This is a genomic window from Azorhizobium sp. AG788 (assembly GCF_943371865.1).
GTDB lineage: Bacteria > Pseudomonadota > Alphaproteobacteria > Rhizobiales > Xanthobacteraceae > Azorhizobium.
On sequence record NZ_CALRWL010000032.1, the window covers coordinates 1 to 22,638 of the forward strand.

General features: G+C 67.3%; 14 protein-coding genes and 1 rRNA gene. 8 read left to right on the forward strand and 7 right to left on the reverse strand.

Annotated features, from left to right (window positions below; all coding sequences use genetic code 11):
* Window positions 1-109 (forward strand): 5S ribosomal RNA (gene rrf, locus AAG816_RS17665); the annotation flags it as partial.
* Window positions 110-277: 168 nt separating this feature from the next.
* Window positions 278-808: a flavin reductase family protein gene (locus AAG816_RS17670; RefSeq protein ID WP_341990981.1), complete on the forward strand. Its 531-nt coding sequence runs from the start codon at window positions 278-280 to the stop codon at window positions 806-808.
* A gap of 41 nt (window positions 809-849) precedes the next feature.
* Here the strand turns inward: AAG816_RS17670 and AAG816_RS17675 are convergent, their stop codons facing one another.
* Window positions 850-2,346 (reverse strand): CoA-acylating methylmalonate-semialdehyde dehydrogenase, encoded by a 1,497-nt coding sequence (locus AAG816_RS17675; protein ID WP_341990982.1) that lies wholly within the window; start codon window positions 2,344-2,346, stop codon window positions 850-852.
* Between the two features lie 104 nt (window positions 2,347-2,450).
* On the opposite strand from AAG816_RS17675, the gene AAG816_RS17680 reads away from it, so the two are divergent.
* A complete protein-coding gene (locus AAG816_RS17680; protein WP_341990983.1) occupies window positions 2,451-3,353 on the forward strand; it encodes a LysR family transcriptional regulator in 903 nt (300 codons plus the stop codon).
* 3 nt (window positions 3,354-3,356) lie between these two features.
* Here AAG816_RS17680 and AAG816_RS17685 read toward each other — a convergent pair whose 3' ends face one another.
* Window positions 3,357-4,310, reverse strand: coding sequence for a DUF4434 domain-containing protein (locus tag AAG816_RS17685; RefSeq protein ID WP_341990984.1), 954 nt, complete (start codon window positions 4,308-4,310; stop codon window positions 3,357-3,359).
* A 167-nt stretch (window positions 4,311-4,477) separates the two neighbouring features.
* Here AAG816_RS17685 and wecB point away from each other — a divergent pair, with 167 nt between their 5' ends.
* The 4 genes from wecB (at window position 4,478) to AAG816_RS17705 (ending at window position 13,073) form a co-directional block, all read left to right on the forward strand.
* Window positions 4,478-5,611, forward strand: coding sequence for a UDP-N-acetylglucosamine 2-epimerase (non-hydrolyzing) (gene wecB / locus AAG816_RS17690; protein ID WP_341990985.1), 1,134 nt, complete (start codon window positions 4,478-4,480; stop codon window positions 5,609-5,611).
* 107 nt (window positions 5,612-5,718) lie between these two features.
* The gene (locus tag AAG816_RS17695; protein WP_341990986.1) at window positions 5,719-7,980 is read left to right on the forward strand and encodes a cellulose biosynthesis cyclic di-GMP-binding regulatory protein BcsB; all 2,262 of its coding nucleotides are present in this window, start codon (window positions 5,719-5,721) and stop codon (window positions 7,978-7,980) included.
* A 17-nt stretch (window positions 7,981-7,997) separates the two neighbouring features.
* Window positions 7,998-10,118, forward strand: coding sequence for a glycosyl transferase family protein (locus AAG816_RS17700; RefSeq protein WP_341990987.1), 2,121 nt, complete (start codon window positions 7,998-8,000; stop codon window positions 10,116-10,118).
* 159 nt (window positions 10,119-10,277) lie between these two features.
* A complete protein-coding gene (locus AAG816_RS17705) occupies window positions 10,278-13,073 on the forward strand; it encodes a bacteriophage N4 adsorption protein A (RefSeq protein WP_341990988.1) in 2,796 nt (931 codons plus the stop codon).
* On the opposite strand, the gene AAG816_RS17710 is transcribed toward AAG816_RS17705, so the two are convergent.
* The gene (locus AAG816_RS17710; protein ID WP_341990990.1) at window positions 13,067-13,756 is read right to left on the reverse strand and encodes a YoaK family protein; all 690 of its coding nucleotides are present in this window, start codon (window positions 13,754-13,756) and stop codon (window positions 13,067-13,069) included. The two genes, AAG816_RS17705 and AAG816_RS17710, sit on opposite strands and share 7 nt — an antisense overlap.
* A gap of 271 nt (window positions 13,757-14,027) precedes the next feature.
* Between AAG816_RS17710 and AAG816_RS17715 the strand changes: the two genes are divergently transcribed.
* The gene (locus AAG816_RS17715) at window positions 14,028-14,555 is read left to right on the forward strand and encodes a DNA starvation/stationary phase protection protein (protein ID WP_341990991.1); all 528 of its coding nucleotides are present in this window, start codon (window positions 14,028-14,030) and stop codon (window positions 14,553-14,555) included.
* 77 nt (window positions 14,556-14,632) lie between these two features.
* Here AAG816_RS17715 and AAG816_RS17720 read toward each other — a convergent pair whose 3' ends face one another.
* The 4 genes from AAG816_RS17720 to glgB all read right to left on the reverse strand — a co-directional run bounded on the left by AAG816_RS17720 (window position 14,633) and on the right by glgB (window position 22,551).
* A complete protein-coding gene (locus AAG816_RS17720) occupies window positions 14,633-14,917 on the reverse strand; it encodes a hypothetical protein (protein WP_341990992.1) in 285 nt (94 codons plus the stop codon).
* 263 nt (window positions 14,918-15,180) lie between these two features.
* Window positions 15,181-17,967, reverse strand: a complete 2,787-nt coding sequence (gene treY, locus AAG816_RS17725) for a malto-oligosyltrehalose synthase (protein WP_341990993.1) — start codon at window positions 17,965-17,967, stop codon at window positions 15,181-15,183.
* Window positions 17,964-20,084 (reverse strand): 4-alpha-glucanotransferase, encoded by a 2,121-nt coding sequence (gene malQ / locus AAG816_RS17730; protein WP_341990994.1) that lies wholly within the window; start codon window positions 20,082-20,084, stop codon window positions 17,964-17,966. Before malQ ends, treY begins: the two co-directional genes overlap by 4 nt.
* Before the next feature lie 217 nt (window positions 20,085-20,301).
* Entirely contained in the window at window positions 20,302-22,551 is a 2,250-nt protein-coding gene (glgB, locus tag AAG816_RS17735) for a 1,4-alpha-glucan branching protein GlgB (RefSeq protein WP_341990995.1), read from the reverse strand.
* Between the last annotated feature and the right edge of the window lie 87 nt (window positions 22,552-22,638).

Consider the following 22,638-nt stretch of genomic DNA (forward strand, 5'->3'; position numbering starts at 1 on the left):
GGCTATTGCGAGGAGCCTGAACCCGATCCCATCCCGAACTCGGCCGTTAAACTCCTCTGCGCCAATGGTACTTCATCTCAAGATGCGGGAGAGTAGGTCGCTGCCAGGCCTGCAAAGCACATGCGAAGATCAGCCCAGATCACAAAAACCAAAACGCCCCCATCGGTGAAAACCATGGGGGCCTTTTGCTGTCTGAAGCCCAAAGCGCAAGACGCCGACGGTGCGTGCCATACTGGATCACCCGCCGTTCGGGCGGTGCCATGCGCAGGAGCTTGCCGTGGATGACCTGCCGCTCGCCGACGTCTATCAATGGCTCGAACCCGGCCCGGTGGTGCTGCTGACCACCCGCCACAAGGGCCGGGCCAACGTCATGACCATGTCCTGGCACATGATGGTGGAATTCACCCCGCCGCGGGTGGCCTGCGTGGTCAGTGCCGGCGATTTCAGCTTCCAGGCGCTGCGGGCGACGCGCACCTGCGTCATCGCCATTCCATCCTTGAGGCTCGCGCCGCAGGTGGTGGCGATCGGCAATTGCTCGGGCCGTGATGTCGACAAGTTTGCGACCATCGACGTCACTGGCGTGCCGGCGCAGAGCGTTGCCGCCCCGCTGATCGCCGAATGCTTCGTCAACCTCGAATGCAAGGTCGTCGATACCCGGCTGGTGAACCGCTACAACCTCTTCGTCCTCGAAGTGGTGAAGGGCTGGCGGGATCCCAAACAGAAGAATCCGAAGACCATCCACCATCACGGCTACGGCACGTTCGTAGTGGACGGAAAGACCATCCATCTCGCCTCGAAAATGCCCTAGCCCGGCGCCGGACCTGTTCTACCGGCGCCGGGTCGCCAGGCTCAGGCGAGCACGGGCATGACGAATTCGGCGCCGCCGCGCACGTCACCGGTCCAGCGGGTGGTGGTGGTCTTCAGGCGGGTGTAGAAGCCCACGCCCTCCAGGCCATAGACATTGCGATCGCCGAAGATGGACCGCTTCCAGCCGCCGAAGGAATGATAGGCGATGGGAACCGGGATCGGCACATTGATGCCCACCATGCCGGCCAGCACGCCATAGTCGAACGCCCGCGCCGCATCGCCATTGCGGGTGAAGATGGCGGCGCCATTGCCATACTCATGTTCGTTCACAAGGCGCAGCGCCTCGTCGAAGCCCGGCACGCGCACCACGCTCAGTACCGGGCCGAAGATCTCATCGCGATAGATCTTCATGTCCGGGGTGACGTGATCGAACAGGCAGCCGCCGAGATAATAGCCGTTCTCGTGCCCCTGCAGCTTGAGGCCGCGGCCGTCCACCACCAGCTTGGCCCCTTCGGCGACGCCGGTGTCCACATAGCCCGAGACCTTGGCCAGATGCTCCTTGGTGACCAGCGGCCCCATTTCGCTGTCGGGATCGGTTCCGGGGCCCACCTTGAGTGCCTGCACCTTGGGGGCGAGGCGGGCGATGAGCTCATCGCCGATGCCGCCCACGGCCACCGCCACCGAGACCGCCATGCAGCGTTCGCCGGCGGAGCCGTAGCCGGAGCCCATCAGGGCGTCAACGGTGCGGTCGAGATCGGCATCGGGCATCACCACCAGATGGTTCTTGGCGCCGCACAGCGCCTGGGCGCGCTTTCCGTGCGCGGTGGCGGTGCGATAGACATATTCACCCACGGCCGTGGAGCCGACGAAGCTCACCGCCGCCACCTGGGGGTGGGAGAGCAAGGCGTCCACCGCCTCCTTGTCGCCATTGACCACATTGAACACGCCCGCCGGCAGGCCCGCCTCGGCGAGCAGTTCTGCGAGCACCAGGGCCAGGCTCGGATCCTTCTCGGAGGGCTTCAGCACGAAGCTGTTGCCGCAGGCCAGCGCCACCGGGAACATCCACAGCGGCACCATGGCCGGGAAGTTGAACGGGGTGATGCCGACGCACACCCCCACCGGATGGCGCATGGAGAAGGTGTCGACCCCACGGCCCACCTGGTCGGAGAATTCGCCCTTGAGCAGATGCGGGATGCCGCAGGCGAACTCCACCACCTCGATGCCGCGGATCAGTTCGCCCTTGGCGTCCTCGATGGTCTTGCCGTGCTCGCGGGTGATGAGGGCCGCGAGGCGATCCATGTTGCGCTCCAGCAGGTCCTTGAAGCGGAACATCACCCGCGCTCGCGCCGGGGCCGGGGTGGCGGCCCAGGCCGGCAAAGCGGCGGCGGCCGCCTTCACCGCAAAGCCCACCTGATCCACGGTGCCGAGCAGCACCTGGCCGATCTGCTCCCCGGTGGCGGGGTTGAAGGTGGCGGCGAACCGGCCGCCGGGCACGGTGCCCGCATGCTGACCGTTGATGAAATGGCCGATGGTATCCATGGAGCGGCTCCTGCCAGAAATGCAGCAGGCACTAGAGGGGTGGCATCAGCGCGGAGCAATGGGTAAGTTCGCCCAATCATTCCGCGAAAATAGGCGTATCGATCATGAACTGGGACCACGCCCGCGTGTTCCTGGCGGTGGCGCGGGACGGGCAAATGCTCGCGGCCGCCCGCAAGCTCGGCCTTGACCATGCCACCGTGACCCGGCGGCTGAATGCCCTGGAGAACGACCTCGGCGCCAAGGTGTTCGAGCGCAGCCCGGCGGGCTGCGTGTTGACTTCGGCGGGCGAGCAATTGCTGGCCATCGCCGAGCGGGTGGAAGGCGAAATGGTCAAGGCCCAGTCGCTGCTGGGCAATGCGGACCTGCGCCTGAGCGGAACGGTGCGGGTGGGCGCTCCCGATGGACTGGGCACCTATTTTCTCGCCGCCCGGCTCGGGCGGTTCGCGGCGCTGCATCCCGAATTGCTGATCCAACTGGTGCCGCTGCCGCAGACGTTTTCGCTGTCGAAGCGGGAGGCGGACATCGCCATCGTGCTGGACCGTCCCCGCTCCGGCCGCCTGATCGGGCGCAAGCTGTCGGCTTATACCTTGAGCGTCTATGCGGCCCGCTCCCATCTGGCGCAGCATGGCGCCATCGCCACCACCGCCGATCTCGCCGACCGGCTGGCGGTGACCTATGTCCAGGATCTGACTTACAGCCCCGGCCTGGATTATATGGACGCGCTCACCGATCTGTGCGCCCGCCGCTTCGAGTGCGCCAGCGTGGTGGGGCAGATGGAGGCGGTCCGCGCCGGGGTGGGCGTCGGGATCCTGCATGACTATGCGGCGGCCTCCTATCCCGAGCTGGTGCGGCTGCTGCCGGGGCTGCGGTTCGAGCGCAGCTATTGGATCGCGGTGCATGCGGACATGCGCGCCCTGCGCCGGATCGAGGAGGTGGAGCGCTTCATCGCCGCCGAGGTCCAGGCCGCCCGGCGGGCGTTCGTGTCTCCCGGGACCGGCCCAGCCTGAGGATCAGATGCCGAAGCCTGTGTTCCCAAGCGCGCGGGCGTAGGCGGCGCGCAATTGGGTGGCGGCGGGGCTGGCGTCAGTCATGTAGGGATGGACGGCAAAGCCGATCAGGCTCTGTGCTCCCGTGTCCGCGGCAGCCGCCAGTTGGGCTCGCAAGCGGACCATGGTGGCCGGGACCGCGCTGAACGTTGTTCCATCGGTTTTTCCCGACGGAATCTCGGTGAACAATTCCACCACCGTGTCAAAATCGGAGCCGCGCGCCCGCAGCAGGGCAAACAGCGGCGCCAGATGGCGATAATTGCCCATGCCGAAAATGCCCACCCCGTCCTGCACCATCAGGCGCACGGGGACTTCGTCGAGGATCGCGCCCCAGAGATCCGCCAGCGTCTTCACATCGGGGAGGGCGCTGCGAAAGGTCGAAATGGCGAGCGGAATGCCGCTGTCATTGGCCTTGGCCAAGGCCGCGAGGTAGCGCGCCAGGATGCCCCGTCGCTCGGCGTCTGCCCAGTTCACCTGTTCGATTTCATAGGGCACGTACCAGCCGGAAAAGGCCGGATGGGCTGAGAGCCGGCTACCCTGCAAGATCCGCGTGCCGGCGTCGGTGGCGCGCACGAAATAGCCAGCGCGCACGGCAAGATCCGGCGCGGCGAGCATCGGCCAATAGCCCTCCTGGTGGGGGAGGCCCACCCGCACCCCGAGGCCAGCGGCCAAGGCCAGATCCATCAACGCATCCAGCAGCGGGTCGGACATGGCATAAGCGGTGCCAAGGGCCGTCCATTGCAGCACCAGCGTCTGGCAGCCCAGCACCTTCATTTGCCGCAGCCGCTCGGCCCAGCGCGGCCGGGGCAATGTCAGGTCGTCCTTCCACACCTGAAGAAAGCTGCCATCCAGGCGGCGGGGGAGGCGATCCGTCCGCGGCGCGGAGGCCGCAAGCGCCAGCCCAGCGCCTCCTGCCATAAACCCCAAGACAGCGCGGCGATTCACCCGCCGCACCGAAGGGGCCGGCACGGTGACAACGGGGCGCACATGGGGGGATCGCAAAATGAAGGCCTCACCGCCGGCGATGATTGCAGGGTTCGCAGTGAGATGCCAGAAGCAGGTCCCACAACCGGCGGTCTAGTATCATGAAAATTCTGTCGGTCTTCGGCACCCGCCCGGAGGCCATCAAGATGGCCCCCCTGGTCAAGGCCATCGCCGCAGAGCCGGAATTGACCTCGGTGGTGTGCGTGACCGGCCAGCACCGGGCCATGCTCGATCAGGTGCTGAGCCTGTTCCAGATCGTGCCCGACTATGATCTGGACGTGATGCGACCGGACCAGGGGCTCAACGCGCTCTCGGCCCGCATCCTGACGGCGCTGGATCCGATCTTGTCCGCGGTGCGTCCGGATTGCGTGCTGGTGCATGGCGATACCAATACCGCCTTGATGGCCGCCATTGCCGCCTTCCATCACCGCATCCCCGTCGGCCATGTGGAAGCGGGTCTGCGCACCTATGATCTCGCCCGGCCGTGGCCGGAGGAAATGAACCGCCAGTTGGTGGATCGGCTGTGCAGCCACCTGTTCGCGCCCACCGCCACCGCCGCGGCCCATCTGGCCGGCGAGCACCTGCCCGGCCGCGTGCTGGTGACCGGGAATACGGTGATCGACGCCCTGTTCGCCACGCTGGCGCGCATCGAGGGGGATGCGGCGCTGCAAGCGGAACTGGATGCTCCGTTCGCCATGCTGGACCCGGCGCGCCGGCTGATCCTGGTCACCGGGCACCGGCGCGAGAATTTCGGCAGCGGCTTCATCGACATCTGCGAGGCCCTTGCGACGCTGTCGGCGCGGGATGATGTGGAGATCGTGTATCCCGTTCATCTCAACCCCAACGTGCGCGGGCCGGTCCACGATCGGCTGTTCGGCCGCAAAAACGTGCATCTGGTGGCGCCGCTGGACTACCTACCGTTCGTTGCGCTGATGCGCCGCAGCACCCTGGTGCTCACGGATTCCGGCGGGGTGCAGGAAGAGGCCCCTTCCCTTGGGAAGCCGGTGCTGGTGATGCGCGACGTGACGGAACGTCCGGAGGCCGTGGCGGCGGGGACGGTGGAGCTGGTGGGGACGGACCAAACCCGCATCGTTACTGCCGCGGCGCGCCTTCTGGACGATCCCGTCGCCTATGGGCGGGTGGCGCGCCGATCGAATCCCTATGGCGACGGACTGGCCTGCCGCCGCATTGTGGATGCGTTGTGCGGACGGGTTGTGGAGCCGTTCAAATTGTAAACGCTCGGGCGCTATACCTCCTGTCTCGCGCGCAGTTATGCATGTCCAGCCTGTGAAAAACCTGTTATCGAACGCCGCAAGCGGGTTTAGAGGTATTAAGAAACCACATGAGTCAGCATCATCCTCGACGTCACGCCGTAGCGGTCACCGTTGCGGCCTTGGGTGTCGTCTCCGTTTTTGGGCTGGGGTCCGCACGGGCGCAGGTTCCGGCGACCGCCGCACCGTCCTCGCCTTTGCCGGTTGCGGCGACCCCGGAGACGCTGGGGGCGGCCCTGGCGCGGTTGACCGATGCCCGCTCGGTGATGGTGCGCTTGCCGTTGTCCGATCTCGGCATCACCCGCCCGATCCTGCTGTCCGGCATCGATGCCCGCCGCGACCTGTTTCTTCCCGTACCGAAGGGCGTGCCGCTCCGCGACGCCGCGGTGGTGCTGGAAGGGCGGTATCTGCGCGGCGATGGCGGGCGCACCACCTATGTGGCCGGCGTCGATGGAACGCCGTTGATGGCCCGCAGCGTGACCGAGGACCGGGGCCTGATCGCCGACACCCTGGAGGTGCCCGGCACCGGCCGTCGGACCGGCTTCGTCAATCTGTCGGTGGCTTGGTCGTCCTCCATCGCGCAGCATCTGTGCGGCGATGAGCGGTCCATCGGCAATATCTTCGAAATTTCCCCGACCACGCTGTTCACCTATCGCTACGACCGGGATGCGGTGCGCGATATCGCCACCGCGTGGAGCGCCTTGCCGCCCCATCCCGTGCTCATGGTTCCCGCCGGCCCCTTGACCCAGGACGCCTATGACACCGCCTGGCGTCTGGCGGCGGTGCTGGCCCAGGCCGGAAAGCCGGCCCGGATCGTCGCCTTGCCGCGCCTTGGCGACGAGGTGGATACCACCGGCCTCGATATTCCCGCGGCCTTGTCCACCGTTCCCGCGTTCCAGGCGCTGGCGAAGGGCGGCCGTCAGCGGATCACCCGTCCTGCGGAAATCGGCGCCCTGCTGCTCCTGGCCAATGGTGGGCTGGCGCCCGACGTGGTGGTGGATGAGGACGCCCTGCGCGGCCAGCTGGACGAGGGCTTGAAGAGCCTTGAGGCGGAAGTCGGCGCGACGTCCCGCGAAGCGGCGACGGCTTTGTCCGAATGGCGGAGCCATGGCGCTGCCACCATCGCCGCGGCCACGGCCAACGTGCGCCTCGTGACCTTGGCCGGGCGTCCGGTCATCGCCGTGACGCCGGGCGCCGGGGCAGCGGTGGCGGGCCTGTTCTCGGACCTATGGCGGGCCACCGCCATCGTGCCGTCGCTCAAGGTGACGACCGCGCGCAATCCGGATGTGCCCGCGGGTGCGTCCGTCGAACTGGCGCAACTCGGCGGCGCGGCCAGCTCGCTGGATGTGCTGGCCCGGGGAGACTGGAGCGCCAACTTCGATCTGGCGGGGATTGCCACCAGCGGCCAGGTGCCGTCCGAATTCCTGCTGGACGTGTCGGCCGCGCCCGGCGCGGGCACGTCTCCGCCCGTGGCCTCCGTGTTCCTCAACGATTTTCTGCTGGGCGCGAAAAGCCTGACCGCCAATGGCCGGCCCGAACGCATTTCGGTGAAGGTCCCGCGCTATGCGCTGGCGGCCCGCAACGTGCTCCGAGTCAGCTTCCAGCGCCAACCCATGGATGATCGGTGCCGTGAAGTGCCTCAGGCCTTCCCGGCCGCGGTGCTGCCGTCGAGCCGTGTGGTGCTCTCGGAGCCACCGCACTCGGTGGATTTCCTCGGGGTCGTGCCTCGTCTGGCGGGCAAGGCAACGCTGGTGGTGCCGCAGGAATATCTGGCCAATGTGACGTCGCTGCCGTTGGTGGTCTCGATGGTCGGTGCCTCCGGCCTGTCCCCGGAGCGTGCCACCTTGATGGTCTCCGCCGATGGGGCCGAGGCGCGGCCCGAGACCGCATTCCTCTCCGTGGGCGCCCGGGTTGCCGGGGCGAGCGGCAAGGTGCGGGTGGAGCGCGGACGTCTGGTGCTGACCGGCGCCAAGGATATGGCGCTGCTCGACGTCTCCGGCCTGGATCAATTGGGGGTCGCCGAGGCGGTGGAGGCCAACGGCCACCTGGGGATCGTCTATCGCACCATAGGGGAGACCGCGCCGCGCCTGGTGACGCCGTTCCTGCTGGGGCGCGGAGATGTCAATGTCATCTCCGCGGACGGGCCGGTCTCCGTTCTCGATACCCGTGAGCCCGGGGCGGAGACCCAGGCGAATGACAGCGATCCCTTCTCCGCCTTCCTCAAGCGGGGGCCCTCCTGGGGGCCGATTGCGCTCGGGGCGGGCATCGTCCTGTTTCTGGTGTTCCTGATCCTGGCGCAACGGGCGCGCCGCCGTGCCGCCAGAGGGCACTGACGCGCGTTGGCGAGATCATGCCTGACCTGTCCTTCCTGCTGACCTACGGCTCTGCCGAATACTACGTCGCCCTTGAATGGGCGGCGGTGGTGGTGGCTGTGATCATCATGATCTCCAGCCTCGATGACCTGTTCATCGACAGCTATTACTGGCTGCGCGAGGGCTATCGCGCGCTGACCATCCAGCGCGTCTATCGCCCCCTCACCGCTGAGCAACTGATCGAGAAGCCGCCGCAGCCGTTCGCCATCATGATTCCGGCCTGGCAGGAATCCGACGTCATCGCCATCATGCTGGAAACCATGGTGGCGAGCGTCGACTATCGCGAGTACGTCATCTTCGTCGGCACCTATCCCAACGATCCGGCCACCATGACCGAAGTGGAGCGGATGAAGCGCCGCTTCAAGCAGTTGCAGCGGGTGGAGGTGCCCCATCCCGGCCCCACCTGCAAGGCGGACTGCCTGAATTGGGTGATCCAGGCCATCTTCCTCTACGAAGAGCAGAACCATATCGAATTCGCCGGCGTGATCCTTCACGACAGCGAGGATGTGATCCATCCGCTTGAGCTTTTCCTGTTCAACTACCTGATCCCGCGCAAGGATCTGGTGCAGTTGCCGGTCGTCTCGCTGGAGCGGCACTGGTATGAACTGGTGGCCTGCACCTACATGGACGAGTTCGCCGAATGGCACGGCAAGGACTTGCCGGTGCGCGAAAGCCTGTCAGGCATGGTGCCGTCCGCCGGGGTCGGCACCGCCTTTTCCCGCCGGGCGATCCTGGCCCTGTGCGGGGAGAGCAACAACCAGCCCTTCAACACCGACAGCCTGACCGAGGACTATGACGTCGGCCTGCGCCTGTCACGGCTCGGCATGCAGTCCATCTTCGTGCGCTTCCCGGTGCAGTACAAGGTCAAGCGCGTGTCGGTGATGGGGCACGAGAGCACCACGGAACTCTCCATGCCCCTGTGCGTGCGTGAGTTCTTCCCGGATAAGTTCCGTGCCGCCTATCGGCAGAAGGCGCGCTGGACCCTGGGCATTGCCCTGCAGAGCTGGCGACAGATCGGCTGGCCGGGCAGCCTTGCCACCAAGTATCTCCTGTTCCGCGATCGCAAGACACTGATCACCTCTCTGGTCTCCATCCTGGCCTACGTGCTGGTGTTGAATTTCCTCGGCTTTTACGTGGCCTCCTTGCTGGGGTTCGGGGCATTGCGCTTTCCGCCGGTATTCGTGGACAATCCGTGGCTTGGGCCGGTGTTGTGGTTCAACATGGCGGCGCTCATCCTGCGGGTGGTGCAGCGCGTTTACTTCGTCAACCGGATCTATGGATTCGAGCAGGCCCTTCTCTCGGTGCCGCGCATGATCATCTGCAACGGCGTGAACTTCATGGCCACCGCGCGGGCATGGCGCTTGTTCATTGACAATCTGCTGTTCGGCACCCGGGTCTCCTGGGACAAGACCATGCATGCCTTCCCTTCTGCGGATCAGTTGCAGATGCGTCGGCAGCGGCTGGGGGATCTGCTGCTGGCCTGGCAGGTGCTGGACGAGAGCCGGCTGAAGGCGGCGCTGGTCCAGCAGGAGGACCGCCAGGTGCCGCTGGGACGGCTGCTGGTCTCCCAAGGCTGGCTCGATGATGAGACCCTGGCCGAGGCCATTTCCGCCCAGGCGGCGCTGCCGCGGGGACGTCTGGATGAGCCGCGGGTGCGAAGCCATGCGGGCGAGATCAGCCCAGGCCTTTGCGTCCGCTACCGGGCCATTCCCTTCGGACCCGACGCGGACGGGGTCCCGCGCATCGCCGTGGGTGGTCCCTTGTCGCCGGAGGCCTTGGCGGACTTCGCGACCGAGCTTGGCGTCGAGCCGCGCCAGGTGATTGCCCGCGAAGGCGAAGTGGCCGCGGCCCTGCGCCTGCTGGCCGATCAGGGCTCGACCTTCGATACCAGGGCGGTCAACGTGCCGTTGATCGGCGACCTGCTGATAGATCTGGGGCTGGTGGACCGTGCGGCCTTCGATTTGGCGATGACCGACTACCATCCCGAGCGCGACGGGCGCATCGGCGACTTCCTGGTGGCGCAGGCGGTTGTGACCCGCGAGGCGGTGGACGCGGCGGTGCAGGAACAGCGCCACCGGATGATGCTGCCGACGGAGTGACGTTGAGAGGTTTCGTACGCGTTAATACTTGCTTTACGAAATAATTTCCGAGTCTTTTTGCGGTGTCTTAAGTAGGTGGCTCTGATTTGGTTGGCGAAAACCGAATTGGTCATCGGTAACCTTAACCGTGAATTAACCTCGATTTCGCACGGTGGCGCCATGGCCACCATCGATCGCCCCCGTCTCGCCCGCTGTGCAACCCCGCCCGCTTCGGTGCGTCGGCGCGTCGGCGCGGCCTTGGCCGCGACCGCCCTGGTGGGAAGTCTGCTGATGTCCGCCAGCGTATATGCGGCTGGCGACGATAGCGGCGAAGGCCCGGCCTGGACCCTCGCAGACCAAGCCTACAAGGCCTATGCCGCCGGTGACTTCGCCGCTTCCGCCGCCAAGGCGCGGGAGGCCGTCGCGTTGCGGCCTGATATTGCGCGCTGGCAGCTGCTGCTGATCAACGCGCTGGAAGCCGCCGGCCGGCTGGACGAGGCGGAAGCCGCCATTTCCGCAGCCATGGCCAAGGGGGTGGTGGATCCCACCCTCGCCCCCCGCCGCGCGGCCATTCGCAAGCGCCTGGCCGCGGTGCCGGCGCGGGCGGCGGTGGAGGCCCTGGCCAAGGGCGATGCGGGCGCCGCGGTGCCCCTGGCGCAACAGGCGGTGGATCTGGCGCCAGACCAATTGCCCGACCGCCTGCTGCTGATCGATGCGCTGACGCGCGCGGGGCGCACCGCGGTCGCCGAAGGTATTGCCGCGGCCACGGTGGCGCAAAATCCATTGCTCGCTCTGCCGCGTCTGCTGCATGCGGTTTTGCTCCAGCGGCTCGGCCGGGTGGCCGCCGCCATGGCCGAATATGCCAAGGCGCTCAGTGCCCCAGGGCTGGCTGCTGCGGAGGCGCGAACCTATCGGCTGATCGCCGTCGACGGCGCTCTGGCCGCCGGCGATGCACGGCAGGCGCTGGAGTGGCTGAAGCCATTGGCGGGCGATCGCGATCCGGCGGTCAGTGAGCGCCGCGCCGCCGCCGAGGCGCTCCAAAAGATTGGCCGGGCGTATACTGCTGCCCCACCTCAAGACTATGCACCCCGGCAGGAATGCCAGGACACGCCCTCCGGCTTGGTCTGCACCTTGATGCCGCGGGACTTGCGGGAGCCGGCGCCGCCGGCGGTCGCCAACCCCGCACCATCTGCTGCCGCATCCCCCGCCGCCCCCGCGGCGCCCGATGTCTCGTTCGGACCTGTGCCCCAAACCGCCCCGCCTCAAGCCGCTGGGCCGCAGGCGGCCCCGGTCCAGGCCAGTGCGCCCCAAGCCGGTACGCCCCAAGCCGCTGCACCCCAAGCCAATGCGGGTTACGCCGCTGCGGATGCGGCCTACAAGGCATTCGCGCAGCGCGACTATGTGACAGCCACCATCGAGGCCCGCAAAGCCGTGGCGCTGGAGCCGGACAATGCCGGCTATCGGCTGCTCCTGCTCAACACCTTGACCGCCCAGCGCAAGCTCGGCGAGGCGGAGGCCGTGGCTGATGCGGCCGTAGCGCGAAATCCCCGCGATGCCGCCTTGCTGGCGCAGCGCGGCTATTTGCGCCAGCAGCTGAAGCGCTCCGCCGCCGCGGCCGATGATTTCACCGCGGCCCTGGCCACCGGGCGCCTGCCGGTCGGGGAAGTGCGTGGGGTGCGCCTGGCGCTGGCCGATGCCGCCATGGCAGCCAAGCAGCCGGCGCGCGCCCTGGAGGCGCTGGCGCCCCTGGCGCGCGAGCGCAGCTATGATGTGGCCGCCCGGCGCAGTTTTGCCTTGCAGGCGCTGGGTCAGCATGACGAGGCGCTGGCGGCCTTCGATCTCGGAGCCGGCCTGGCGCGCACGCCTGCGGAACGCTCCACCATGACCAGCGGCGCCATCGGCGAATTGGTGGCGCTCGGCCGCAAGGACGAGGCCAAGGCCCGATTTGCGCAGGCCGTTTCGGCCGGAACGCTCTCCGGAATGAAGACGCTGGATCTGGCCTATCTGGCCAGTCAGGTGGGCGACACCGCCACTGCTTACGCCTATTTCCATCAGGCGGAGGAGGAGGGCAGCCTGCGCCGGGGGCCGGCGTTGGTGGATGCGGCCTATGCGGCCAAACGCACCTTCCACAATGCCGAAGCCGTCTCCCTGCTGGAACAGGCCATCGACGCCAATGCGGATGGCAAGCTGCCGCTGCCGGCGCAAACCCTGTTCGGGCTGCGCCGCGAGGCGGCCGACATCAGCCGCACCTGGGGCGCTTATGCTTCGGTGAGCTATGGCGCGGTGGGGGTGGCGCCGTCCTCGCCGCTGGCGCCGCCGCCCTCCGGGGGCAACACCATCCAGGGCGGGGCGGAAGTCTATTGGCGCCCGCCGGGCATCGGCTATCAGAACGGCGCCATCTTCGAGGTGTTCGGCCGGGTGTTCCAGACCTGGTATGACGAGACCGGAGGCGCCACCGGCGCCACCACCACCCAGGGCAGCGTGGGTGTGCGGTGGAAGCCCATCAGCGACCAGAACCTGATCTTCGAGGTCAGCCGCCTGTTTCCCATCGGCGCACTGGCGCGGGAGGATGTGCTGTTCCGGGTGGCCTATTCCACCGGCGACGGCACCGATCTGCGGGTGGACGTTCCGGACTGGAACTATTGGCAGGTCTATGGCGAACTGGACTACTTCACCCAGACGCCGGAAACGCTGGGCAATTTCGAGGCCCGCTGGGGCCGGTCCTATCGGCTGGACCCGCTCAGCACGCGTGTCGTCGTGACGCCGTTCATTGCCATCGGCGGGGCCTATGACTCGCTGCTGGCGACCCCCGGAACCCTGGCGGCCGGTCCGGGGCTGACCGTGCGCAACTGGTTCCGCGAGGATACCTATCGCGCGCCCATGTCTTATCTCGATCTGACGGCGCAGTATCGCATCCGTCTTGCGGGGGACGACCGCGGCGGCGGCTGGTTCGCCGGGGCGTTCCTGTCCTACTGAGCCGGCTTGGCCGCGGGCGTGCCTCGCAGCGGAGCCAGGAATTGCAGGGCGGCCACCACGGGTGGCAGCAGGAAGCACCACATGCCGAGGCGCGCGAACAGCCATGCCGCGCACCCGCAGCCCAAGGCGAACGCCGCCACATTGAACGCCAGGCGCTGCAACCGGCCAAGGGCCGCGCTGCGCTCCGCGGCGGGGATGCTCCGCATCAAATCGGTGAGGTCCACCATGATCTGGGTGGTGCTGCCGGTCATCAAGGTGGAGGGCGCCGCGTCGGTCAGATGGGTGCGGTGGAGGGCATTCTGGATCGCCATGGCGCTCACCAGCGTCATGCCCATCGCCACCGCGGGTAGCGCGTCGCCATTGTGAAACGGGCCAAGCCCCAGGGCGAGCCCCGCGGCAATGGCCAGAAGCACCAGCTTGATGGCCATCAGGATGCGCAAATCCGGCAAGCCCCGCGCGGCCAGAGCCAGCCCCAGCAGGCGCGAGCCCATGACCACCAGACAGAAGACCGGCAGCGCCAGAAGCTTGGCGACGGCCCCGGAGGTGCCCAGCACCATGGCCGCACCGAAGGTCACGAAATTCCCGGTGACGTGGGCGGTGAACAGGCCCTGCAAGGCGAGGAAGCCTGAGGTGTCCACGTAGCCGGCGTTGAAGCTGAGCACCACGGGTAGGGGAAATTTCATGGCGGCTCTCCTGGCCCCGCGCGGTCTTGCGCCGACGCGTGTGGGGGGACGGTTGTCCTCACAATGCCGGGCGGGCCGCTCTTCGCCCAGCGCTTTCCGGCGGACGTCGCCGAGCCGCCGGGCGCGCCGTCATCGGCGGGTCGTGAACGGATGATCGAACAATACGGCTCCGCCTGAGTTGTCTACCGTCCAACGCGCTATGCGTGACCTCGGCCCTTCACTTCGGTTCCGGCAGAGACGCCTTTCAGCGGTTCCCACCAGGAGTGCCACCATGTCCAAGAAAGATGCCAAGGCGCATCGCGACGCCCCCTTGCAGACCCCCAGCAACCTGCCGTCCAATGCCACGAAGGACATTTCCGCCGCATTGACCACGCTGCTGGCGGATACATTCGCGCTCTATCTGAAGACCAAGAACTTCCACTGGCACATGTCCGGTCCGCATTTCCGCGACTATCATCTGATGTTGGATGAGCAGAGCGATCAGATCTTCGCCATGACCGATGATATGGCGGAACGGGCGCGCAAGATCGGTGGAACGACGCTGCGGTCGCTGGGTCACGCCGCCCGGCTGCAGCGGCTTTCGGACAATGACGCCGACTATGTCACGCCCATGGACATGCTGTCGGAACTGCGCGAGGACAATCTGCAACTGACCAGCTTCATGCGCGAAACCCATGACCTGTGCGATGAGCATGGCGACGTGGCGACGGCCAGTCTGCTGGAAAATTGGATCGATGAGGCTGAACGCCGCACCTGGTTCCTGTTCGAGACCACCCGGACCCGCGGCGAAGCTCTCTGATCACCGCATACCCGTCACGGGATTGAAAATGCCCCCGCCGAACCCGGCGGGGGCATTTTTGTTGGCTGGTCAATGCCTCAGCTGGGCTCGGCGTCGTCATGGCCGCGCTTGAGGGTCATCGCCGGCGGATCGCTGGCCGGGAACGACTCTTCGAGCGCTTCGTCCAATTGGTCGGACTCGGCCTGGTCATGGCTGTGGGGCATGTTCTCCGCCGACCGCTTCACCGGCTCTGCGTGGACTTCAGCGCCGGTAAACCGGTTTGCGGCCGGTGGGTCGCTGGCCGGAAACGTTTGCGCCAGCGTCTCGTCAAGCTTCCGCTCCCCTTTGGAAGTGGGCTTGGGTGTGGTTGCATGTGATGCCATGGGAAACCCCCTCGCATATGGTGACAGGCTGGTGTTTCACCCGTCCGGTGGTCAGGTGCCCCAGGCTAAGCGCGCGCGTCTCCGATGACTTGGATGAACACACGCATTCCGTCCCGAGGTTGAACTGCGTGCGCATCGCCCATCTTCGGGCGGAGACGGGGCGGATGGTTGGCGCTCGCTGCACGACAAAGACAACGCTCGACCTAGGGGCATGTTCCCGCCACGGTCCCGTTTCCCACGCGGCCGTCCCTCTGGCGAGCGCCTCACGGCATCCGAAGCAACGCCGCCGTGGGCAGGGCGGGGAGGACCCGGGACAGATACTGCGGACCGCGGGATATCTCCGTCATCTCCCCCGACAGCACATCCCGATAGGTGCCCTCCAGAGCATCGGGAATGGTGATGGCGGTGTCCTGCCAGGCTTCCGACGAGACGAGGGGGAGTTGGCTGTCCTCCAGAAGAGCCGCCGCCAGCCGTGAGACCACCACGATCAGCGCGGCCTGCCCCTGTTCCCGGGCGAAGGCCAGGGCGCTCGTGGCATGGGCACCGGTGGTGTCCAGGGCGCGGTAGCCGCCGCCGGCGAACAGATCCACGTGGCCGCGCCGGGCCTGAAGCAGGCGATGGATGATCGCTCGCTTCACGCGCCCGTCTTGCCAGTGGGGCAGAAGGTCCACCGGTGACACCGAGGCGGCAAAGGCTGTCATGCGCGCGGCATAGTCCACGGGACGACGATTGTCCGGGTCCACCAGGCTGAAATCCCAGAATTCCGTACCTTGATAGAGGTCCGGCACGCCGGGGACAGTGTATTTCAGCGTCGCCTGGGCGAGGCTGTTAAGCGCGCCGGCCGGGTCGATCCGCGCCACGACAGCGCAGAGCCCGCGCCGCATGGCGGCACCGTCTTCCGAGGTCAGGATGCGGTCCAGGAACGCGCGGCAGGCGTCCTCATAGGGCGCATCCGGGAACACCCAATTGGTCCGACGCTTGGCTTCCCGGATCGCCTTCAACTGCCATTCGGCCACGCGGTCGCAGAGTGCTTTCAGCCCCTCTGTATCGGTCGGCGATAGCCCGCGCGGCCAGGCGCCAATCAGGGTCTGATACAACAAAACCTCGTCCGCGCGGGCCGGGGCCGGTCCACTGTCCAGTTCCTGCCGGAACGGTTCTGCCTGCGTCAGCAAGGTGGCAAGGGCGTCACGCCAGTCATGAGGCATCTCGCTGAGCACCGCCAAGCGCAGGCGCGCATCCTCGCCCCGCTTGTGGTCATGGGTGGCGGTGGCCAGCATGGCGTGGGGCAGGGCGTCGGCGCGGGATGCGCCGGTGGCATGAAAGGCCTCTGGCGTCAGGGCGAGGTCGACCGGATCCGATCCCACTTCATTGCGGGAGATCAGCCGGCCATAGCGATAGAACAGCGTGTCTTCCATGGACTTGGCAGCGATGGGCGCGGTCAGCTGCTGGAATTTGGCGATGGCATATTCGCGCGTTCCGGCTTCCCAGATATCGCCGGCCGCCTTTGGTGTCTCGCCGCTCAGCCAGCGCTCCAGCAGGTCGAGCACCGGATGGTCGATAGACGGCAGGCGACGGCGGGCCTGCGTAGCCGCCGCCTCCAGGAAAGCGGCATCCTGCTCGGTGCGGCCCTGGGTGGTGACGTAGGACCGATAGACCGGGAACGCCACCACCAGTTCATTGAGCGCGCGGCGAATGGCGGCCTCGGTGATGTCGCGGGTGTCCAGGTCACTGCGGGCCAGAACGTGAAGGGAGCGCGTGGCGGTCTGCATCTCGGCACCGAAGCCGTCGCGCAGGATCTGGCGACGGGCGGCTTCCAGCTGCGCCGCGTACGAGGATCGCTCGTCGGTGGCTTCCTGCCAGATGGCGGTCAGGGCCGTGGTGGCGGCAGGATTGTGCAGCACGCCCGCCACCTCATCCATGAAGTCGTAGCCGGTGGTGCCCTCCACCGGCCAGTCGGCGGGCAGGCGCTCGCCGGGGTGCAGGATCTTCTCCACCACCACATAGCCGCCGGGGGGCGTTCCCGCCGGCCGCTCCACCTCGAGCGCATCCAGGCAGCGCCGCAGCCGCTGACAATAGGCGCCGGGATCGGCGATCCCGTCCACATGATCGATGCGCAATCCGTCGATCAGCCCGTCGGCGTAGAGCTTGAACACCAGAGCATGGGCCTGCTCGAACACATCCGCCCGCTCGACCTTCACGCCGGCCAGGCCGGTGATGTCGAAGAAGCGACGCCAGTTGAGATCGTCATTGGCGGTGCGCCACCAGGCCAGACGATAGTTCTGGCGTTCCAGCAAGGCATGCAGGCGGGCTTTTCCGTCATCGGTGCGGGCATCGAAGGCGGCCAGGATGGTGGCGAGCGCCGCTGCGCCGTCCACGTCTCCCATGGCTTGGGCCAAGCGGCTCTGGGCATTGGCCACCCGGTCCGGGTGCGGTGCAGGCGTGGCGGCGATTTCCTCGAACAAGGACCGCGCCTCCGCCAGGATGGGCAGATCGGCGGCACCGAGCAGATCGGCATAATGCAGCGGGCAGATCGGGAAGATGTGCTCGTGGTGGGAGATGTGGAAGGTCCCGCGCTCCGGCGCATAGGCCGGCACCAGCGCGCCTGCCGACAGCGCCTCGCCATAGGGACGGTCGAGGAACGGCGCCAGCAGCTTGCCCGCCAGTTGCGGATCCGCCGGCGTCCAGTCCACATCGAACAGCTCCGCATAGGCGCTGGCCCGGCCCCATTCCAGCACGTCGAGCCACACCCGGTTGTCGGCACCGCCCACCCCCATGTGGTTGGGCACGATGTCGAGGATCAGGCCCATGTTGCGTGTCCGCAGAGCGGACACGAGACGCACCAGGGCGGGCTCCCCGCCCATCTCCGGATCGAGGCTGGCGTGGTCCACGGTGTCATAGCCGTGGCGCGAGCCGGCGCGGGAGGTGAGGAGGGGGGAGGAATAGATGTGGCTGATGCCCAGCGCGCTGAAATAGTCCAGCAGCGGGATCGCCGCGTCGAGCGGAAACGCCTTGTGAAACTGCAGGCGCAAGGTGGCGCGCGGCGCAATCATGCCTGCTTCCTGTTGTTCGGGGTATCGGCATGCTGCCGGCTGTCGCGCCGGGCGGCATCCAGGTGGGCAAGCCGGGCCTGCACCTGGGGCGCGTCCAGCAGCTCTTGGGCGGGGGCGGAAAGCCGGCGGCGCCAGTTGGGGTGTGCGTCCACGGTGCCGGGCAGATTGGGTTGCTCGACCAGGCCCAGGGCATCCTCCACCGGCACGATCACCAGGGGCGCGGGCGTGTGGCCCACGAAGGCCAGTGCCGCCTCCACCACGGCCTCGGGAGTGTCCGGCAGCGGCGCAGCCGATGATGGATGGTCGAGCGCCTCCCAGATGTCCCGGCGATCGGCTTCGCGCTCGGCGCGGGCGGCGGGTTCGTCCATGTTTTCGCCCAGCAGGCCCAGCGGGGTCCGCCAGTCGATGTCGCGACCCCGCCACCAGCCCGCCACCGTGGGCAGATCATGGGTGCCGGTCACGGCAATGGCGTTGGGCGAATAGTGTGCTGCGGGTTTGAAATGACGGTCTTCCCGCTCGAACCACAGCACCTGCATGCCAAGGATGCCGCGGCGCGCCAGCCGCGCGCGGAACCCCTCCGGCACGGTGCCCAGATCCTCTCCGATCACGATGGCACGGTGGCGGTGGGATTCCAGCGCTACCAGCCGCTCCATGTCGTCAAACGGATAGGCAAGATAGGCTCCTTCGGAGGGGAGGGCGCCATCGGGCACCATCCACAGTCGCAGGAGGCCCATGATGTGGTCGATGCGCACGCCGCCCGCATGGGCCATGGTGGCGCGCAGCATGGCGATGAAGGCGACAAAGCCGCTTTCCCGCAGCGCCCGCGGCGAGAAGGCCGACAGGCCCCAGGCCTGGCCGACGGAATTCAGCAGGTCGGGCGGCGCGCCGATGGAGAGGCCGATGAGCATATCCTGATGACGGCTCCAGGCCTGGCTGCCGCCGCCGTCGCTGCCCACCGCCAGATCGCTGATCAGGCCGATGGGCATGCCCGCAGCGCGGGCGCTGGCCTGGGCGCGCGACAGGCCGCAGGCGGCCATCCATTGCAGAAAGACATAGAAATCCACCTCCCGCGCAGACTTGCGGGCGAACGCCGCCACCGCCGCGCTGCGCGGGTCGCGGAAGCCTTCCGGCCAGGTTCGCCAATTCCATTTGGTGGGATCGGTGGCGAGCATCTTGGCGTGCAGCGCCTCGAAGCGCGCATGGTCTTCCAGGGGCGGTCCCCCGGCGGCGCGGAACGCCGCGAAATCCGCCTGCAGGTCGGGACGGTTCGGAAGCTCCGTCTCGAACAGGCGGCGAAAAAGGGCGAGCTTGGCGCGGGTGGCGCGGGGCCACTCCACCAGATCTGCCCCCTCCAACTCAGAGCGCGTCTCCTCTAGCCCCAATGCCGCCGCCGCCTGCGCTGCGCTGTCCCCGAACAGGGCTGCGGGATCGGCATGCATCGCATTGAGGAACAGGCGACTGGATGGCGCATAAGGGCTGAAATGCGTTGGATCGGCGGAGAAGGGGGCATGCACCGGACTGAGCACCACGGCGGATGCACCGCGCTGGGCGGAAAGGGCTGCAAGCTCCGACAAAGCGGAGAAGTCACCGATGCCGCCATCGCCCAGCCCGCCGCTTTTCGATCGGCGCAGCGCATAGATCTGCACCGCGAGGCCCCAGAGCCGCGGGTCTGCCTCGCCCGTCGCTTCGGCGATGGAGAAGCAACGCTCGGGCGCCACGGCCACCAGGCAGTGGTGCGTTCCCACTTCCAGTACGTGATATCCGGGGCTGTCGAGGGCCGGCAGAGTGATGGCGCCGGCCTCCACGTCCGCTTCGCCCTCCACCAGATCGCCCCCTTCCAGGGTGATGCGGTAGCGCACGGTTCCGCTGTAGCCGGGCAGGGGAATGCGCGCCTGCGCGCCCACGTCGGCGGTCACCAGCGGGGCCGGCGCGCCAACGCCCGCCTGCGCGCGGCGCAGGCTGTCGGACATATCGGAAGGCGTGGCCGCTGGCAGGCCCAGAGAACTCAGCACCGCGCGCAGCGCGTCGGCGGGAACCGACTGCGGCCGGCCGAAGGCGTCATGCCAAGCGGGGGAAATACCGGCAGCGCGGGCGAGGTCGCGAAGGGTTTCGTCCATGAAGACTCTCAATCGTCGCACAAGGGCGCGGACAGGACCGCGGGCGGGAGACAGGGCGCTGAAGGATATCGGAGAGCGCCCGGCGCCGATTCACCGCTTTCGCTTTCGCGGCGGACACAGCCGGTGGGTCAGGGCCCCGCCGGACTGCCGACCGCGACGTTCGGAAGGGTGCCCTGCTTGCGGTCGAGCGCGCTGCGCCACCGTCATGTGGGTGTCCTCACGCCGTCGGTCCAGGCGTGAGGAACAGGGTGGAGAGGGGCGGCAGGTTGAGCATCAGACTGAAGGGCTGGCCGTGGCTCCCCTGCATCTGCGCCTCAACCCCACCGAGATTGCCGATGCCCGAGCCGCCATAGGCGGCCGCATCGCTGTTGAGCACCTCGGACCAGCGTCCCCCTTCGGGCACGCCGATGCGATAGTCGTTTCGCGGCACCGGCGTCATGTTGCTCACCACCAGCACCGGGGCGGCACCCGGCGCAAAGCGGAAGAAGGCGAAAACGGAATTATCCACGTCGTCGCCCACGACCCAGGCGAACCCGTCCGGCATCGCGTCGCGCCCATGCAGGGCCGGGAGCGCGGTATAGATGCCGTTGAGGTCGCGCACCAGTTTCTGCATGCCGCGATGGAACGGCTGGTCCAGCAGATCCCATGGGATCTCGCCATCGTGGTTCCACTCGGTGGGCTGGGCAATCTCGCAGCCCATGAACAACAGCTTCTTGCCGGGATGGCCCCACATGAAGCCGAGATAGGCCCGCATATTGGCCATGCGCTGCCACTGGTCTCCGGGCATCCGGTCCAGCAGCGAACCTTTGCCATGCACCACTTCGTCGTGGGAGATGGGCAAAACGAAGCGCTCGGAGAAGGCATAGACCAGCCCGAAGGTCATGTCGGAATGGTGGTAGCGGCGGTGAATGGTCTCGTGGCCGATGTAGCGCAGGGTGTCGTGCATCCACCCCATGTTCCATTTGAACGAAAAACCGAGGCCCCCGACCTGCACCGGCGCGGTGACGCCGGGCCAGGCGGTGCTCTCTTCGGCCATCACGATGGCGCCGGGGGCCTCCGCATGGATGACCTCGTTGAGCCGCCGCAGGAAGGCTACAGCCTCCAGGTTTTCCCGCCCGCCATGAATATTGGGCACCCATTCCCCAGGCTTGCGGGAGTAGTCGCGGTAGAGCATGGAGGCCACCGCATCCACCCGCAGCCCATCCACATGGAAGTGGCGCAGCCATTCCAGGGCGCTGGCCACCAGGAAGCCAGACACTTCCGACCGGCCGAAATTGTAGATCAGGGTGTTCCAGTCGTGGTGAAAGCCCTCACGCGGGTCCGCATGCTCATAAAGGGCGGTGCCGTCGAATTCGGCTAGGCCATGGGCATCGCTGGGGAAATGCGCCGGCACCCAGTCCAGCAGCACGCCGATGCCGGCCTCGTGGCAGCGATCGATGAAGCGCGCAAAGGCGTGAGGCGATCCGAACCGCGCCGTGGGCGCGAACATGCCCAGCGGCTGATAGCCCCAGGAGCCGCCGAAGGGATGCTCCATGATGGGCATCAGCTCAATATGGGTAAAGCCCATCTCGGCGGTGTAAGGGATCAGGCGATCGCCCAACTCTTCCCAGTCGGGGCTGCGCCCGCCGTCCTCGCGGATCCGCATCCATGAGCCGGGATGGACTTCATAGATGGAAATCGCCGCTTCCGCCGATTGGCGCTGTGCGCGCTGGGCCATCCAGGCATCATCGGTCCAACGGAACGGCGTCGGGTCTGCCACGATCGAGGCGGTGGCCGGGGGCAGTTCGGCTGCTCGCGCCACCGGATCGGCCTTCAGGGGCAAAACCGTGCCGTCGCGGCCCAGGATCTCGAACTTGTAACGGGCACCGACGCCGATCCGGGGGATGAAGATCTCCCAGATTCCCGCGGCTTGGCGCAGGCGCATGGGGTGGCGTCGGCCGTCCCAGGCGTTGAAATCACCGACCAGAGAAACGCGCTGGGCATTGGGTGCCCACACCGCGAAGCGCACCCCGTGGACACCTTCCACCACGCCCGCATGGGCGCCGAGCACACTCGAGAGCTCAAGATGGGTGCCTTCGCCGAGCAGGTAGAGATCCAGTTCCCCCAGCAGCGGCCCGAAGGCATAGGGATCCTCGGTCTCCTGCACGCTCCCGTCCGCCCACCCAATCACCAGAGTGTCCTGGACGCGGCCAGGCTGGCCCTCGCCACCGATGGAGCGCTCGGGCAGGCGGCCGGCAAAGACCCCCGCGGGATGAATCAATTGCAGGGGCGCGAGCGCCCGGCCTGTTCCGCCCTCAAGCACCTCCACGGTCCGGGCGCCGGGCTGGAAGGTGCGCACCACCATCCCGCTGGCAACAGGGTGCGGTCCCAGGAAGCTGAAGGGGTCCCCATGGCGACCCTCCACCAGGGCGGTGAGGGCGTCCTGATCGACGGCGACGTCCGGGTCGATGCGCTCCGCGATGGTCATCGGGGGCCTCCCTCAGAGAGTGTTGCCCCGTTGGCGTCAGGCGCACAACGGGCGATGATGAAAGACGTAGGAGGGGATGTGCGCACA